Here is a 15,850-nt window from a genome sequence, read left to right on the forward strand (position 1 = left end):
ACTGTTTAATTTATATTTGGAATTAATTAAATGAGAGTAAAAGTTTAAAAATTATTATGAAAAAGGAAATAGGGCTGTTAATCGTTTTTTTAATTTTAAGTGCATGTACAACTCGCAAAGAGATAGTTTCTACTAAAAGTGAATGCAGTGTTTCAATTGTTCCTCCAGAAGATTTGGCCTCAAATTATAAAGCATTTTATTCTTCTTCGTATTTCAATATCAATCAGTTTGCAGATTTTGATAAAATAAAAAATGGAATCCTTATGTGTCGTTGGAATGAAGGTTTTAAGGATTCTACTTTTTTGATAGTTGATTTTGATAAAGAATTTAATACTGTCAAAAAAACAAAAAATTCAACGGAGGCGGTAATTCTTTCTTTAGAAGAAAAAAAGAACCTCAAAAATATCTTAGGAATATTGAAAAAAGAGAGTTACTACCAAAATTGTGTAAGTGATCATGGACATGCATCATTATACATATTAGAAATAAGACATAATAATGAAAAGATAGTTCAGTATTATTCTCCTATGAATCATCCCTATGAAATAGTAACAGCAAATGCTAATATTAAATTAGTTCAAGATGTATTTAGTATAATGGATCACTGTTATTATAGAAGATGATCGATGTTTTTTAACCGCAAAGCACACAAAAAAAAACGCAAAGGTTCGCAAAATTTAATTTAAAACTTTGTGAACCTTTGCGTAAATCTTAGCGCACTTTGCGGTTAAACTAAAAACAAAAAACCCGAATATTGCTATTCGGGTTTTGGTGGTACCTCCAGGGATCGAACCAGGGACACATGGATTTTCAGTCCATTGCTCTACCATCTGAGCTAAGGTACCGTGTGGTGCTTATTGCGGGTGCAAAGATAGAATCATTTTTCGTTTATCCAAAACATTTTTTTAAAAAAATCAATTCGTATCTTCGCAAGGGTAAAAAAATAAATATGACTTTAGCGGTTGACGTTGGAAACACTCGAATTAAAGCAGCTGTCTTTGAGGGAAGTACTGTTCTTGAGAATTTTGTTTTTGAGAAAAACGAACTTGAAAAAAAAATTACAAAAATTTTAGAAAAATTTCAAAACTGCTCAGATTTGGTTGTTGCTTCAGTTGGAAATGTCGAAAAACAATCATTTTTAACTTTCGAAAATCAACTCAATATTCACTTTTTTACTCATGAAGATATTTTTCCTTTCACAAATAAATATGCAACGCCAAAAACGTTAGGAATCGACAGAATGATTTTGGCCGCCGGAGCAACTTTACAATTTCCCAAGCAAAATAGATTAGTAATTGATGCCGGAACCTGCATAACCTACGATTTTATCGACGAAAATGATAATTATCTGGGCGGCGCGATTTCTCCCGGACTTCGTTTGCGTTATGAATCTTTGCACAATTTCACGGCCAGACTGCCGTTACTGACTTTAGAAGCGCCAGATTCCTATATAGGAAACTCGACTGCACAAGCCATACATTCGGGAGTTGTCAATGGGTTCGTCTATGAAATTGATGGTTTTATCGATGAATATCGGTCGAACTTTTCAAATTTTATAATAATTTTAACGGGAGGTGATGCAGAATTTTTGGCTAAACGATTAAAAAATACCATATTTGCCAATTCAAATTTCCTTCTGGAAAGTTTGAACCAAACATTTCAATATAAAATCGACAATGATTAAAAAAATTATAATAAGCGCTTGTCTGCTTATCTCGTTCGTTTCATTTGCTCAGCAAGGTACTTCGTCGCCATATTCTTTCTACGGAATTGGAGATACAAGATTTAAAGGAACTCTTGAAAACAGAAGCATGGCAGGAGTTGCGGTTGAACAGGATAGTATTCACCTGAATATTGAAAATCCGGCAAGTTATGCCAGTCTGGGTCAAACTACTTTTTCAGTTGGAGGAACTTTTGGAACTAATACTATAAAAAGCAGCACAGAATCTTCAAAAGCACAAAGATCAACTTTTGATTATTTGGCATTAGGAATTCCTATGGGGAAATTTGGAGCTGGTTTCGGTTTGATTCCATTATCATCAGTTGGTTATAAAATTACAGATTTTAACACCGGAGCAAATGAAGTTAGCAGCCAGCTTGAAGGAAAAGGTGGTGTTAACAGAGTATTCTTTGGTTTAGGATATAAAATTACACCAAAGTGGAATATTGGAGCAGATTTACAGTACAACTTCGGTAAGATCACAACGACAACAATTGAGGCTGTGACTGATGTGCAAAATGCAACCAGAGAAACAAACACATCAGAATTATCGGGTGTGAATTTTAATATTGGTACAATGTATCAAACTAAAATTACAAAAAAGTTAAACGTTTACACTAGTTTAAACTATACTTTTGGAAGTACATTAAATTCAGTTAGTACAAGATTAATTGAGGTTGATGGAGATCCGGATGCAGTAACTGCAGATCCAGTAGATACAAAATTAAAACTTCCAAATAAATTAACTTTCGGAGCGGGTATAGGAGAGGCTAGAAAATGGTTAGTAGGAACTACACTTGCTTTTCAGGGAACAGGACAGCTTGTTAATTATTACAACTCAAGTCCAAATGTTAAATATGAAAAGTATACCAAATACGCAGTAGGAGGTTACTATATTCCAAACTATAGTTCGTTTACAAATTACTTTAGCAGAATTACTTATAGAGCAGGTTTGAAATATGAAAAACTTGGTTTAATAGTGAACAATGAATCAATCAACGATGTTGGTATGTCATTAGGAGCAGGATTCCCAATAACAGGAACTTTTTCAAATGTAAATGTTGGAATTGAGTTTGGAAAAAGAGGAACAACTTCTGCCGGATTGGTTCAGGAAAATTATATGAACTTCAGCGTAGGCTTCTCGTTTAACGACAGATGGTTTGTGAAGAGTAAATTTAACTAAACCTAAATTTACGTGGTTTTTTAACCTCGTCACAATTTATTACATTTGGCAGATGAATTTACCAAAGAGATATATTATAAACGTTGTCACAGTTTTTGCTGTGACACTGTTTTTTGGATGCGAAAGTAATTTTAAAGACGTCCAGAAAATTAACTTCTCAGAATTCGTTCCAGGAAGTGATGCAGATACCGTAAACATTAAATATACAGATTCAGGAAGAATAACAGGCGTTTTGATAAGTCCAAAAATGCTGGATTATTCTAATCTTGACTTTCCTTTTACAGAATTTCCTAAAGGGCTTGATGTTACTTTATACGATAAAAAACAAAAGCGTACTTTTATACGATCAAATTATGCCGTTTCATACAAAACTACCGGTATAATTGATTTGCAGGGAAAAGTTAAAATCACATCAGAAGCAGGTCAGGTTTTGGAAACGGAACAATTGTATTTTGACCAGAAAAATGAGTGGTTTTATACCGAAAGAAAATTTAAGCTTACAGATGCAAAAGGAGTTTCTTACGGACAGGGAATTGATTTTAGCAAAGATTTTAAAGTGATCAATTCACAGCGAATAAGCGGTGAAATTGAATCAAACGATGATAAAATATAAATTATGGGTTACTTAAAATATACACAATACGTTTACATAGCATTTGCAGTTTTCTTTATTTACGATGGTGTAACAAAGCTAAACGAAGGAAATGTAAATTATCCGTTAAGCTTTCTAATTGCCGGAATGGCGGTTTTTATGTTTTTCTTTAGAAGAAGGTTTACCAAGAGGTTTGACGATCGTAACAAAAAACAGTAAAAATGGAGATTAGTATTATAATATTATGTTTAATACTATCAGCTTTTTTCTCAGGAATGGAAATAGCTTTTATTTCCTCAAACAAAATTTATCTTGAAATTGAAAAAAAACAAGATAATTTTCTGTCTCAAATTTTAACCAAACTTACCCAAAATCCTTCAAAATTTATTGCTTCAATGCTTATTGGAAACAATGTGGCACTTGTAGTTTATGGGTTTTATATGGGAGATGTTGTACTTCATTGGATAATTGGTTTTGGATTTCAATTCTCTTATTTGACAACAATTCTGGTTCAGACTTTAATTTCAACTTTTATAGTTTTAATTACGGCTGAATTTTTCCCAAAAGTATTTTTTCAAATTTATGCCAATTCATTAATTAAGGTTTTTGCAGTTCCGGCCTATCTTTTCTATAGACTTTTTTATTATATCTCAACCTTTTTTATCTGGATTTCAGATTTTGTCTTGAAGAAATTTTTCAAGACAGAAGGTGATCAGGTACAATTGTATTTCAGCAAAATAGAATTGGGAAATTATATCACAGAGCAAATGAATTCTGTAGAAGATGATGATGAAGTCGATTCAGAAATACAGATTTTTCAGAATGCATTAGAGTTTTCCGGTGTAAAAGCGCGCGATATTATGACACCGCGTACAGAAATTGTTTCGATAGATTTATTTGAGACAGTTTCAGACCTAAAAGAGCTTTTTATTGAAACAGGATATTCTAAGATCGTTGTAAGTCAAAACTCTCTCGATGATATTGTGGGATATGTGCATTCATTTGATTTATTTAAAAAGCCAAAAACTATAAAATCGGTTTTAATGACCGTTGAATTTGTGCCGCAAACCATTTTAATTAAAGATGCTCTAGATCTTTTAATTAAAAAGCGAAAAAATGTAGCCGTAGTTTTAGATGAATACGGCGGAACTTCGGGAATTATAACTATTGAAGATATAGTTGAAGAACTTTTTGGTGAAATCGAAGATGAACACGATTTAGACGAAGAATTGATTGAACAGGAATTAGGAGAAGGTAAGTATTTGTTTTCGACACGATTAGATGTAGAGTATTTAAACGAAACCTATAAATTGATGATTCCTGAGGAAGATTCTTACGGGACATTAGGAGGATTTATTGTAAATTCGACCAAAGAAATTCCGCAAAAGGGCGAAAAGATTGTTATTGACAGGTATCATTTCGTGATAGAACAGGCGTCAAACAACAAAATTGAATTGGTCAGATTGACAATAAAAGAGTGAATTTTTAAAGAATTAAAAAAAATTGTGTAAAATAAAACGCTAGTTGTATTGTTATTAACTAGATAATTGTATTTTCGCAAACTGAATATAAAATTAACGATAATTAAAATGGCAGTTTTAGCAAAAATTAGACAGCGTTCAGCTCTATTGATAGGTGTTATTGCACTTGCATTATTTGCATTTATAATACAAGATTTATTTACTAGAGGAACATTTGGTCAAAGTTCAAAAGATGTAGGAAGCATCGATGGAAAAGATATTTCATTTGAAGACTTTAGAGTTAAAGTTAGTAATCTTGAAAAAAGTGGTCAAGGAATTACTTCCACTGAAGCTGCAAACAGAGTTTGGGATCAAGAAGTTTCAATCGCGTTATTGTCAACTCAGTTTGATAAATTAGGATTGAGAGTTGGTGAAAAACACTTAATTGAAGTTTTAAAAGCAGATCCGAACATTGGAAAAGCTCCTATGTTTTTAAATGCAGCAGGAATGTTTGATGTTACAAAGTTCAAAGACTATATCAAAACAAACCCTGAAGCGGCTCAATTTATTACTGCAAAAGAAAAAGATGCTGAATTAAACGCAAAATTTCAAATTTACAATACTTTAATAAAATCTGGACTTTATACAACTGCTAGTGAAGGAAAGTTGAAGTATGAAATGGAAGCTAACAAAGTAAACTTTGCTTATGCCGGAGCTTTATATTCTTCTATTAAAGATAGTGAAGTAAAAATTTCTGATTCAGATATCGTAGATTATATGAAGAAAAACGAGAAAAAATTCAAAGCGGATGCAACTCGTGAAATTCAATACGTTTTAGTTGAAGATAAAGCTTCTAAACAAGATGAAGCTGATATTAAAGCTAAGATTACTGCTTTATTAAATGGTAGAGTAGAATACAATGCAAAAACTGGTAAAAACGATACATTGCCAGGTTTTAAAAATGCAACTAATATTGCTGAATTCGTAAACGCAAATTCTGACGTTCCTTACGATTCTACATATGTTCCTAAAAATGCTTTACCAGCAGTAGATGCTGATAAATTATTCAGCTTACCGGCTGGAGCAATTTACGGACCTTATGTTTACGGAAAATATTATGCTATTTCTAAATCTTTAGGATTTAAAGCTGGAGTTAACGCAAAAGCAAGTCATATTCTAATTGCTTACGAAGGATCTCAAACTCCATCTCCAAAAGAAAAAAGAACTAAAGAAGAAGCTAAAGCTAAAGCTGAAGAAATTTTAGCACAAGTTCAGGCTAATCCAGATAGTTTCATGATGCTTGCTTTCACAGCTTCTGATGATTCATCTGCACAACAAGGCGGTGATTTAGGATACTTTGGTCAAGGTCAAATGGTAAAACCATTCAATGATTTTGTATTCAATAATGGTATTGGAAAAATTGGTTTAGTAGAAACTCCTTTTGGTTTCCACATTATTAAAGTTACTGATAAACAAGACGGAATTCGTTTAGCTACAATCGCTCAAAAAATCGAGCCTTCTGAAGCTACTTCTGATAAAGTATTTACATTAGCTACTAAATTCGAAATGGAAGCTGCAGATAAAGATTTTGCTGCTACTGCAAAAGAATTAGGTTTAAAAGTTGCTGCGCCAATTTCTGCAAAAGCTATGGATGAGCAATTTGGACCACTAGGAAACCAAAGAAACATCATTAGATGGGCTTTTGATAAAGAAACAAGTACTGGAGACGTAAAACGTTTTGAAATCGCTAACGTTGGACACGTAATTGCTCAATACAAAAGCGAAAACAAATCAGGTTTAGTTTCTGTTACAATGGCAAGGCCTTACGTAGAGCCAATCTTGAAAAACAAGAAAAAAGCTGAAATCTTAAAAGCTAAATTGACAGGTTCAACTATCGAAGCTATTGCAAAAAGCGCTGGTGTAGCAGTACAACAAGCAACAAACGTAACTCTTGAAAATCCGGTTTTACCTGGTGGAGTTGGTCAAGAGCCAAAAGTAGTAGGAAATGCATTTGCTTTAGCTGCTAACAAAATCTCTGCTCCAATTGAAGGAAACACTGGAGTGTATGTTGTGAAAAACATTAGCACAGTAAAAGCTCCTGCAATTGCAAATCATGCTGAATATGTTGCTAAAGTAAAAGCTCAAAGCGCATCAGATGCAAACAGAATTTTACCAGCGTTGAAAAACAATGCTAAAATTGAAGACAATAGATTACAATTCAATTACTAGTTTCTAGTAAAACAATTCATACAAGAAAACCCGAAATATTCAAATGAATATTTCGGGTTTTCTTTTTATACTATTTTTTCATAACTGTTTTGTAGTAAATACTTTATGTGTTTTTCTTAACTATATGGGAATAATCGAAATATAACTTAAAAAATTTGTGATATTCAAAATATTACAGTTAATTTGTCGGAATTTTTGTTGTAACGAGGTATACTTTATTTACCGAATTGTAAATAAAAACTGAAAGAGAATGATAAACAAATACTTTAAAAATTGGGGCGTTTAATGTTTATGTTTAATCTACTGAGAAGAAAACCTAAAGTTTATTCCAAAATTGAGAATCATATTTTTGGAATAATTACGGAACTTCTAAAAGTGAGCAGTACCGACATCAATGTTGATGAATTAGGAGGTAAGTATTATTTGAGCAATGAAGAACAGCATTTTAAAGTTACTATACTAAGTAACGATTATGTGATCAGGCTTACTAATACTCGCGATTCTGTGGCTGAAAAGTACGATAAGGTTTTTGTTGAAGATGTTTTAAAAGCTGTAAAAGAAGAAAAACATCGCAGAATGGAATTGGTTTATGATTCTATTACGAATAGTATAGAAAAAATGGCCGAACGTCTGCACAACACGCTTATCGAATCGAATGAACAGGAAAACGAAAAAGTTCGACGTCTGGAAGCAGAACATATTAGTGATCAAAAAGTAAATTTTTAATTTAGTTCTTTGATCAAACCATTACTCCTGTAAAATCATTTCATCATACGTTAGTATTGTGTCATAACCTTTTGACGCAAAATATTCTCTTGGATTTTCTTTAGAAATTACCATTACAAAATCACCGCCCCAAGCACCAAGACTCTTAACCGTACCATTAAAATCAGGAAAAGCAATTTCTTTGATCGTTTTTATTTCCATGATATTACTTAAATGAATTTCATGTTTTTCCACCGCATGTGCAAATTCCTTTAGAGATTTAGCATTTAAAATGGCATGTGTTATTTTATTGTTTTCAATAACACTTTTAGCTAAATTTTGCTGTTTGTGCTTATTGTAAGCATGTATTGCTGCTTTGCTGTTTTGTTTTTTATTCAGGTAAACAAAGAAAATGTTTGTTGTAAAGTCTGGATTGAAAGTAACAGGTTCAACAAAATTATTTTCTACTCTGTATAAAATAGGAGTGTTATTTTGTGCGCAGGCAATATCATAACCACTTCCTCCAAAACTGTTTCTAAGCAGCGCAAAAGCATTAATATTCGTCCACTGAGCAATATTGTTAATTAAAGTAGATGACGTCCCTAAACCCCAATTTCTTGGAAAAGTAAGATTCGTTGTTACTTTATATCCTTTTGACTGCTGAATAAATTCTGGATTTAAAACGTATGCTTCGTGAAGTATATTAATTAAGGTTGTTTTTACAGTTTCAATTTCAGAAACAATATTATTTATGACTTCTTCAAATGAAATAGTAGTTTCAAACCAAAGCTTGTTGTCGTAGTCGTAACTTTTCCATTCTATTATTTGGTTTTCGTCATCTTCTACAACTAAATTTTGACCAAATTTTGTTGGTAATGCAAAGGCATCTGCGCCATCTAAAACTAAATATTCTCCAGAGATGAATAGTTTTCCGTTACTATAAAAGGTTGTTGACATACGTATTTTTTAGCCCCGATGGAAACGGCATCCTTTTGTGTCTCGTTTCTTTAACGAGACATAAAAGATATAGTGAACAGCGGGATCAGCTTCTAATTATTTTCTTAAACTTTCAATAAATTCAACTACAGCACTGTGTGAAACTGTGTTTTTCTTAAAATGTGCTTTAATTAAATGACGTTCTGCATCAGTAGCTTCAAATTGATTGATGATATTATTTAGGTGCATTTTCATGTGTCCTTCCTGAATTCCGGTTGTAGTTAAAGAACGTAGTGCAGCAAAGTTTTGCGCTAAACCGGCAACCGCAGTAATTTCCATTAATTCTCTTGCAGAAGGTTTTTCAAGTATCTCTAAACATAATTTTACGAGAGGATGTAAGGAAGTTAATCCGCCCACAGTTCCTAAAGCCAAAGGAATTTCAAGCCAGAAAGTAAAAATCCCGTTTTCGATTTTTGCATGAGATAAACTTGCATATTGTCCGTTTTTTGAAGCATAAGCATGAACTCCGGCCTCTACGGCTCTAAAATCATTTCCTGTTGCTAAAACTACGGCATCAATACCATTCATGATACCTTTATTGTGTGTTACAGCTCTAAAAGGTTCCACTTCGGCAATTTGAACTGCCTGAACAAAACGTTCTGCAAATTCATGAGGATTTGTAATATGTTTTTCAGCTAATTCTTCAATTGGACAGGAAACCTCGGCTCTTACAAGACAATTCGGAACATAATTAGATAAAATACTCATAATTACAGTCAGCGTATCTTCTTCAGAAAATAAATCAGAACTTTGAAATTCTTCTTTTAAAGTCGTTGCAAATTGCTCTAAACACGAATTGATAAAATTCGCTCCCATGCTGTCTTTAGTTTCAAAAGTGGCATGTAGCTGATAGTAATTCTCCAGTAAATTTCGTTTATCCTTTAAGTGAATATCTAAAATTCCGCCGCCGCGTTCCTGCATATTTTTAGTAATGCTTTGCGTTTCAGAAAAGAATTTAGATTTTATTTGCTCAAAAAAGGACTGCAGTTTTTCGGCATCACCATTAAAAGTAAAATGAACCTGGCCAATTTTTTCAGTATCAATTATTGTGGCTTTAAAACCTCCGCGTGTAGCCCAGAATTTTGCGGCCTTTGATGCTGCGGCAACTACAGAACTTTCTTCGATTGCCATTGGGATCGTTTTATACTTTCCGTTAATTAAAAAATTGGGAGCAACCCCAAGCGGAATATATAAATTGGTGATTGTATTTTCAATAAATTCATCATGAAGCTGTTGGAGCTTTTCATCTGAATTCCAGTAATTTCTTATAATACTCAAGGCTTCATCAGGAGCCGAAAAATATTCGTTGGCAATCCAGTTAATTTTTTCTTTTTTGGATAATTTCGAAAATCCGGCAACAGCGTTGTTCATTCTCAATATATTAAATAATAATGTTGCTGCAAAGATACTATTTTAAGAGTTTTGATTGTAATCTATTTCAAACATGGAAGTACGCAATCGTTATTTTTTTTAACATTTAACACTTAAAATGTGTATTATGTTTATTTTTTTCACTAAAATTGGGCTCTTTTTATATTTAAAATAATTCTAATGAATACAAGTAAAATTACTGTAGTACTTTTATTTATAGTTGCATCGGTTTTTGGGCAGCAAAAAATAACGGTCGAAAATATTTATGGTGGTGCATTTCGGGCAAAAGGAATGGACGAATTGCAATCTTTAAAGAATACAAATCAATATACGGTTCTAAATGTTGATCAGGCAAGCCGGACAATGCAGATTGATTTATATGATTTTGCAACACTAAAAAAAGTATCGAACCTTATTGATACTAAAAACCACAAAGAACTCTCAGACGGAATTGACAGCTACACCTTCGATGCCTCAGAAAAAAAGATTTTAATTGCTTGTAATTCAAATCAAATCTTCCGTCACTCTTTTACAGCAGATTATTTTTTATACGATATCGCTTCAAAATCTCTAACCAAACTTGTTGATTTTCAAATTCAGGAGCCAACTTTTTCTCCAGATGGAACTAAGATTGCTTATGCTAGAGAAAACAATTTATATGTTTACGATGTAGCTTCAAAAAAATCAACAGCTGTTACTACTGACGGAAAGAAAAACGCCGTTATTAATGGTATTACGGACTGGGTTTATGAAGAAGAATTTGCTTTTGTTCGTGCATTTGACTGGAGTAAAGACAGTAAAAAATTAGCTTATATTCGTTTTGACGAAAGCCAGGTTCCTGAGTTTTCAATGTCAATCTTCAAAAAAGATTTATATCCAACAATCGAAACGTTTAAATATCCTAAAGCCGGAGAAAAAAATTCTGTAGTTTCATTACACATTTATGATGCAGCAGGAAATGCTTCTAAAAAAGTAGATTTAGGAAATTATAATGATTTCTACATTGCAAGAATGCAATGGACAAACGATAACAATACATTGTCTGCACAGGTTTTAAACCGTCACCAGGATAATCTTGATTTATTATTTATTGACGGAACAACAGCTGCTGCAAAAGTAGTTTTGAATGAAAAAGACAAAGCTTATGTAGATGTTACAGATAATTTAACTTTCTTAAAAGATAACAGTTTTATCTGGACAAGCGAAAAAGACGGTTTCAATCATATTTATGTTTATGATAAAACCGGAAAACTTAAAAATCAGGTTACAAAAGGAAACTGGGAAGTGGTATCTTACTACGGTTTCGACGAAAAAACAAAAACTATTTTCTACCAGTCTACAGAAAATGGTTCTATCAACAGAGATATTTACAGAATTGGTTTAGACGGAAAAAACAAAACCCGTTTAACTACAAAGGTTGGAACAAGCGCTGCAACTTTCAGCCCGAATTTCCAATATTTTATTACCACTTTCTCAAGTAATTTAGTGCCTACAACGTATACTTTAAACGAGGCAAAAACAGGAAAAGAAATTCAGGTTATTGAAAACAATCAGGCTCTTGCTGATAAATTAAAAGCGTATAACCTTCCTGCAAAAGAATTCTTTGTTTTAAAAACAGCAAAAGGAAACGAATTAAACGCATGGATTTTAAAACCAAAAGATTTTGATCCATCTAAAAAATATCCTGTTTTCATGTACCAGTATTCTGGTCCGGGATCTCAGCAGGTAAACAACGATTGGAACAACAGCGATGATTACTGGTTTTTATCTCTTACGCAGCAAGGTTACATTGTAGCTTGTGTTGACGGAAGAGGAACTGGTTTTAAAGGTGCTGATTTCAAAAAAGTAACACAAAAAGAATTAGGGAAATACGAGGTTGAAGATCAAATCGATGCTGCAAAAGTAATTGGAGCATATCCATATGTTGATGCTTCAAGAATTGGAATTTTCGGATGGAGTTATGGAGGTTTCATGTCTTCTAACTGTATTTTTCAAGGAAATGATGTATTTAAAATGGCAATCGCTGTTGCACCGGTTACAAACTGGAGATTTTATGACAGCGTTTACACAGAAAGATACATGCAGACGCCTGAGGAAAATGCAAGCGGATACGATCAAAACTCTCCTATAAACCATGTTGATAAATTAAAAGGTAAGTTTTTATTGATTCACGGTTCTGGTGATGACAACGTTCATGTGCAAAATTCAATGCAAATGATGGAAGCATTAATTCAGGCTAATAAGCAGTTTGAATCTCAAATATATCCAGATAAAAACCACGGTATTTATGGCGGAAAAACGAGAATTCAGTTGTATAACAAAATGACTAATTTTATCAAAGAAAACTTATAATAGAACTTTATCAATTTAAATAAATAGTGAATAGTATGAAAGAAACTCAAGTAAAAACTGCGCATCCAAAAGGGCTTTGGGTATTGTTTGGGACGGAGATGTGGGAGAGATTCAATTTTTATGGAATGCGAGCTTTATTAACTTTATTTCTTGTGAATTCATTATTAATGAAGGAAGAAGAAGCGTCTTTAATTTATGGAGGTTTCCTTGGACTTTGTTACTTAACTCCAATGTTAGGAGGTTTTATTGCCGATCGTTTTTTAGGAAACAGAAATTGTATCCTTTTAGGCGGATTATTAATGGCAATTGGTCAAATGTTATTATTTACCAGTGGAAGTGTTTTTGAATCTAATCTGGAAATGGCAAAAGCTATTATGTACTGCGGATTAGGTGTAATTGTTTTTGGTAACGGATTCTTCAAGCCAAACATTTCTAGTATGGTGGGAAGTTTGTATCCAAAACAAGAAAAAACTAAACTGGATACAGCTTTTACAATTTTCTATATGGGAATTAATATTGGTGCTTTTTTAGGCCAGTCAATTTGCCCTTTATTAGGAGATGTTAAAGATGCTGGAGGAATTAGAGATATTCATGCTTTTAGATGGGGATTCATGGCAGCTTCTGGCGCAATGCTTATCGGAACTATTCTTTTCTATTTCCTGAAAAATAAATATGTGGTTTCTCCGGAAGGAAGACCATTAGGAGGTTTACCTTCTAAAAATGTTGCAGAAGATTTTGAAGAAGGTGAAGCGCAAAAAGCTAATTTTTCTACTAATGCATTGATAATGGCAGGTGTTGCATTTATCGCTTTAGGTTTCTTTTTTCACTATGCGGTAGGTCAAAACTTAATTTACACCTTGATTTATTCAAGTGGATTGGCTTTAGCCGGATTAATTATTTCAGATACATCTTTAACAAAAATTGAAAGAGACAGAATTATTGTAATTTATATCGTTTCGTTTTTTATTATTTTCTTCTGGGCAGCGTTTGAGCAAGCAGGTTCTTCATTGACTTTTATTGCAGATAATCAAACCGACAGACATTTCTTTGGTTACTTAATGCCGCCGTCAATGGTTCAAATTTTCAACGGACTTTTTGTGGTTGTAATGGCGGTTCCTTTCAGTATTCTTTGGGATACTTTAAGAGCAAAAGACAAAGAACCAATTTCACCAGTAAAATTAGCAGCCGGATTAGTAATTATTTCAATTAGTTTCTTCATGATTGCTACTCAGGTTTCATTCATTGGAACTTCAGGATTATTACTTGTAAAATGGTTAATCTTATTATATTTCTTAAATACGTGTGCAGAGTTATGTTTATCTCCAATTGGGTTGTCATTAGTTGGTAAATTATCTCCAAAACGTTTTGCATCACTATTATACGGAGTGTTTTTCTTATCAAACGCATCAGGTTATGCATTAGGAGGAACTTTAGGTTCTATCCTTCCTGCAACTGGTGATAAATTTGCAAAAGCAAAAGAATTAGGAATTGATCTTCAAGCCGTTTTAGACAAAAAAATTACGCCAACTGCAGAGCAATTAGCATTATTAGATAAACATCAAATAAGTGATCACAATCCTATTTTTGCAGGATTTGAAATTCATAATTTATATGAGTTCTTTATGGTATTTGTTGTTCTTACGGGTATCGCTGCAATTGTATTATTTGCTTTGACTCCATTGTTGAAAAAAATGATGCACGGTGTTAGATAAGATGGAAAAAGAAATTACTTTAGAACAGATTCAAAATTTTAAAGGCAAGTACCCAAAACAATTGTGGTACTTGTTTTTAGTTGAAATGTGGGAACGTTTTTGTTTCTACGGAATGAGAGGGGTTTTAGCTTTTTTTATGGTAGACCAATTAGGTTTACTTGAAGGGAAAGCTAATTTACAATACGGAGCCATTCAGGCTTTTGTTTATGCGTTTACTTTTATTGGAGGTATTTTTGCAGATAAAATTCTAGGATTTAAAAAATCACTTCTTTTTGGAGGAATCGTAATGATTTTGGGGAATTTGCTGATTGCAGCTTCTCCGCATGATTTCTTTTATTACGGAATAACACTTTCTATTATCGGAACAGGTTTCTTTAAACCAAACGTTTCTTCAATGGTTGGTGAATTATATCATGAAAATGACGGACGTCGTGACGCAGGTTACGGATTGTTTTACGCGGGAATTAATATTGGCGGAATGCTTGGTGGTGCAATTCCTATTTACTTAGGGAAAAACTATTCATGGAGCCTTTGTTTTCTTTCGGCAGCAATCGTTATGATTATTGGTGTAATTACTTTTCTTTTAACAAAAAAGCATTTAGCACCAATTGGAAATTCTCCATTAGAAAATCAACCGCAAAAAAAACGTAATTTATATGAAATTGCAGTTTACGTTGGTTCTTTTGTTGTTATTCCATTAGTATATATAATGGTTATCAACTCTGACTTTACAGAGTATTTTATGTATACTATGGGAATAGTTGCATTAGGATATTTCACATATGAGTTGATAATGTTAAAGGATGGAAAGCAGCAGCGCAAACTTTTAGCAGCATTTGTATTTATTTTTGGATACTTCATGTTTATGGCAATTTCTGAGCAATCAGGGGGATCATTGTCTTTATTTGCAAAAGATAATCTATCTAACAAGATGTTGTTTTTTCATATTGATCCAAATGTGGTAAATAATAGTATCAACTCATTGTATGTTGTTATTTTTAGTCCATTGCTAGGGTTTTTATGGATGTTTATGGCCAAGCGAAGAATTGAACCAAATACGGTTATTAAGTTTGGTTTGTCATTTGTTTTGCTGGCTGCAGGATTCTTTATTTTTTACTGTGCCAGATTTTTTCTAGCTGCAGACGGATTAAGTTCTCTGGATGTATTTGCTTTAGGATATCTTTTATATACACTTGGAGAATTATGTATTGGCCCAATTGGAATGTCTGTAATTACGAAATTATCGCCTAAACGTTTGTTTGGAATGATGATGGGACTGTGGTTTCTTTCAAGCGCATTTGGACAATTTGCTGCTGGAAAATTAGGAGCTGAAATGTCTGATGCAAATACAGGAACAACATTAATGTCTAAGCTTATCGCTTATACAGATGGATATTATCAACTTGCATTGTATTCGCTTATTGCGGGTATTGCATTAATTGTTTTGACTCCGTTAATTAGAAGGTTAATGCAAGAAGTAAAATAAATAGATTTTTCAATTCATTTTTTATTTAAATTTGCAAAAAAATA

Annotated in this window: 13 protein-coding genes and 1 tRNA gene; 11 read left to right on the plus strand and 3 right to left on the minus strand. The window is 32.8% G+C overall.

Annotation, left to right across the window (positions count from 1 at the left end):
* Positions 1–56: 56 nt before the first annotated feature.
* On the plus strand, positions 57–623 hold the full coding sequence (locus J2Y38_RS06000; protein ID WP_309840543.1) for a hypothetical protein: 567 nt from the start codon (positions 57–59) through the stop codon (positions 621–623).
* Positions 624–769: 146 nt separating this feature from the next.
* Here J2Y38_RS06000 and J2Y38_RS06005 read toward each other — a convergent pair.
* Positions 770–845: transfer RNA gene (locus tag J2Y38_RS06005), tRNA-Phe, on the minus strand.
* A gap of 104 nt (positions 846–949) precedes the next feature.
* Between J2Y38_RS06005 and J2Y38_RS06010 the strand changes: the two genes are divergently transcribed.
* From J2Y38_RS06010 to J2Y38_RS06040, 7 genes are all read left to right on the plus strand, one after another.
* Positions 950–1,684, plus strand: coding sequence for a type III pantothenate kinase (locus J2Y38_RS06010; protein WP_309840545.1), 735 nt, complete (start codon positions 950–952; stop codon positions 1,682–1,684).
* Complete coding sequence (locus tag J2Y38_RS06015; RefSeq protein WP_309840547.1) at positions 1,677–2,903, plus strand: hypothetical protein; 1,227 nt, start codon at positions 1,677–1,679, stop codon at positions 2,901–2,903. The genes J2Y38_RS06010 and J2Y38_RS06015 overlap by 8 nt, the downstream gene beginning before the upstream one ends.
* A gap of 52 nt (positions 2,904–2,955) precedes the next feature.
* Positions 2,956–3,516, plus strand: coding sequence for an LPS export ABC transporter periplasmic protein LptC (gene lptC, locus J2Y38_RS06020; protein ID WP_056207599.1), 561 nt, complete (start codon positions 2,956–2,958; stop codon positions 3,514–3,516).
* 3 nt (positions 3,517–3,519) lie between these two features.
* A complete protein-coding gene (locus J2Y38_RS06025) occupies positions 3,520–3,714 on the plus strand; it encodes a hypothetical protein (RefSeq protein ID WP_073483479.1) in 195 nt (64 codons plus the stop codon).
* A 2-nt stretch (positions 3,715–3,716) separates the two neighbouring features.
* Positions 3,717–4,976, plus strand: coding sequence for a hemolysin family protein (locus J2Y38_RS06030; protein ID WP_309840552.1), 1,260 nt, complete (start codon positions 3,717–3,719; stop codon positions 4,974–4,976).
* Positions 4,977–5,084: 108 nt separating this feature from the next.
* Positions 5,085–7,184 (plus strand): peptidylprolyl isomerase, encoded by a 2,100-nt coding sequence (locus J2Y38_RS06035; protein ID WP_309840554.1) that lies wholly within the window; start codon positions 5,085–5,087, stop codon positions 7,182–7,184.
* Positions 7,185–7,475: 291 nt separating this feature from the next.
* Positions 7,476–7,910: a hypothetical protein gene (locus J2Y38_RS06040; RefSeq protein WP_309840556.1), complete on the plus strand. Its 435-nt coding sequence runs from the start codon at positions 7,476–7,478 to the stop codon at positions 7,908–7,910.
* Positions 7,911–7,931: 21 nt separating this feature from the next.
* On the opposite strand, the gene J2Y38_RS06045 is transcribed toward J2Y38_RS06040, so the two are convergent.
* Both J2Y38_RS06045 and J2Y38_RS06050 read right to left on the minus strand, forming a co-directional pair.
* Positions 7,932–8,846: a GYDIA family GHMP kinase gene (locus J2Y38_RS06045; protein ID WP_309840558.1), complete on the minus strand. Its 915-nt coding sequence runs from the start codon at positions 8,844–8,846 to the stop codon at positions 7,932–7,934.
* Between the two features lie 96 nt (positions 8,847–8,942).
* Positions 8,943–10,256: a hydroxymethylglutaryl-CoA reductase, degradative gene (locus J2Y38_RS06050; protein WP_309840560.1), complete on the minus strand. Its 1,314-nt coding sequence runs from the start codon at positions 10,254–10,256 to the stop codon at positions 8,943–8,945.
* 180 nt (positions 10,257–10,436) lie between these two features.
* On the opposite strand from J2Y38_RS06050, the gene J2Y38_RS06055 reads away from it, so the two are divergent.
* Genes J2Y38_RS06055 through J2Y38_RS06065 form a run of 3 tightly spaced genes read left to right on the plus strand, consistent with a single transcriptional unit; the run spans position 10,437 to position 15,806 of the window.
* The gene (locus J2Y38_RS06055; RefSeq protein WP_309840561.1) at positions 10,437–12,608 is read left to right on the plus strand and encodes a S9 family peptidase; all 2,172 of its coding nucleotides are present in this window, start codon (positions 10,437–10,439) and stop codon (positions 12,606–12,608) included.
* A 35-nt stretch (positions 12,609–12,643) separates the two neighbouring features.
* Positions 12,644–14,320, plus strand: coding sequence for a peptide MFS transporter (locus J2Y38_RS06060; RefSeq protein ID WP_309840563.1), 1,677 nt, complete (start codon positions 12,644–12,646; stop codon positions 14,318–14,320).
* Between the two features lies 1 nt (position 14,321).
* The gene (locus J2Y38_RS06065) at positions 14,322–15,806 is read left to right on the plus strand and encodes a peptide MFS transporter (protein WP_309840565.1); all 1,485 of its coding nucleotides are present in this window, start codon (positions 14,322–14,324) and stop codon (positions 15,804–15,806) included.
* Positions 15,807–15,850 lie beyond the last annotated feature (44 nt).

Origin of the sequence: Flavobacterium sp. 2755, assembly GCF_031455715.1 — a bacterium.
Classification (GTDB): domain Bacteria; phylum Bacteroidota; class Bacteroidia; order Flavobacteriales; family Flavobacteriaceae; genus Flavobacterium.

Bases quoted from the DNA above. Each gene is read 5' to 3' on its own strand.
- J2Y38_RS06000 (WP_309840543.1), top strand. From the start codon at position 57: ATGAAAAAGGAAATAGGGCTGTTAATCGTTTTTTTAATTTTAAGTGCA.
- J2Y38_RS06010 (WP_309840545.1), top strand. From the start codon at position 950: ATGACTTTAGCGGTTGACGTTGGAAACACTCGAATTAAAGCAGCTGTC.
- J2Y38_RS06015 (WP_309840547.1), top strand. From the start codon at position 1,677: ATGATTAAAAAAATTATAATAAGCGCTTGTCTGCTTATCTCGTTCGTT.
- lptC (WP_056207599.1), top strand. From the start codon at position 2,956: ATGAATTTACCAAAGAGATATATTATAAACGTTGTCACAGTTTTTGCT.
- J2Y38_RS06025 (WP_073483479.1), top strand. From the start codon at position 3,520: ATGGGTTACTTAAAATATACACAATACGTTTACATAGCATTTGCAGTT.
- J2Y38_RS06030 (WP_309840552.1), top strand. From the start codon at position 3,717: ATGGAGATTAGTATTATAATATTATGTTTAATACTATCAGCTTTTTTC.
- J2Y38_RS06035 (WP_309840554.1), top strand. From the start codon at position 5,085: ATGGCAGTTTTAGCAAAAATTAGACAGCGTTCAGCTCTATTGATAGGT.
- J2Y38_RS06040 (WP_309840556.1), top strand. From the start codon at position 7,476: ATGTTTAATCTACTGAGAAGAAAACCTAAAGTTTATTCCAAAATTGAG.
- J2Y38_RS06045 (WP_309840558.1), bottom strand. From the start codon at position 8,846: ATGTCAACAACCTTTTATAGTAACGGAAAACTATTCATCTCTGGAGAA.
- J2Y38_RS06050 (WP_309840560.1), bottom strand. From the start codon at position 10,256: ATGAACAACGCTGTTGCCGGATTTTCGAAATTATCCAAAAAAGAAAAA.
- J2Y38_RS06055 (WP_309840561.1), top strand. From the start codon at position 10,437: ATGAATACAAGTAAAATTACTGTAGTACTTTTATTTATAGTTGCATCG.
- J2Y38_RS06060 (WP_309840563.1), top strand. From the start codon at position 12,644: ATGAAAGAAACTCAAGTAAAAACTGCGCATCCAAAAGGGCTTTGGGTA.
- J2Y38_RS06065 (WP_309840565.1), top strand. From the start codon at position 14,322: ATGGAAAAAGAAATTACTTTAGAACAGATTCAAAATTTTAAAGGCAAG.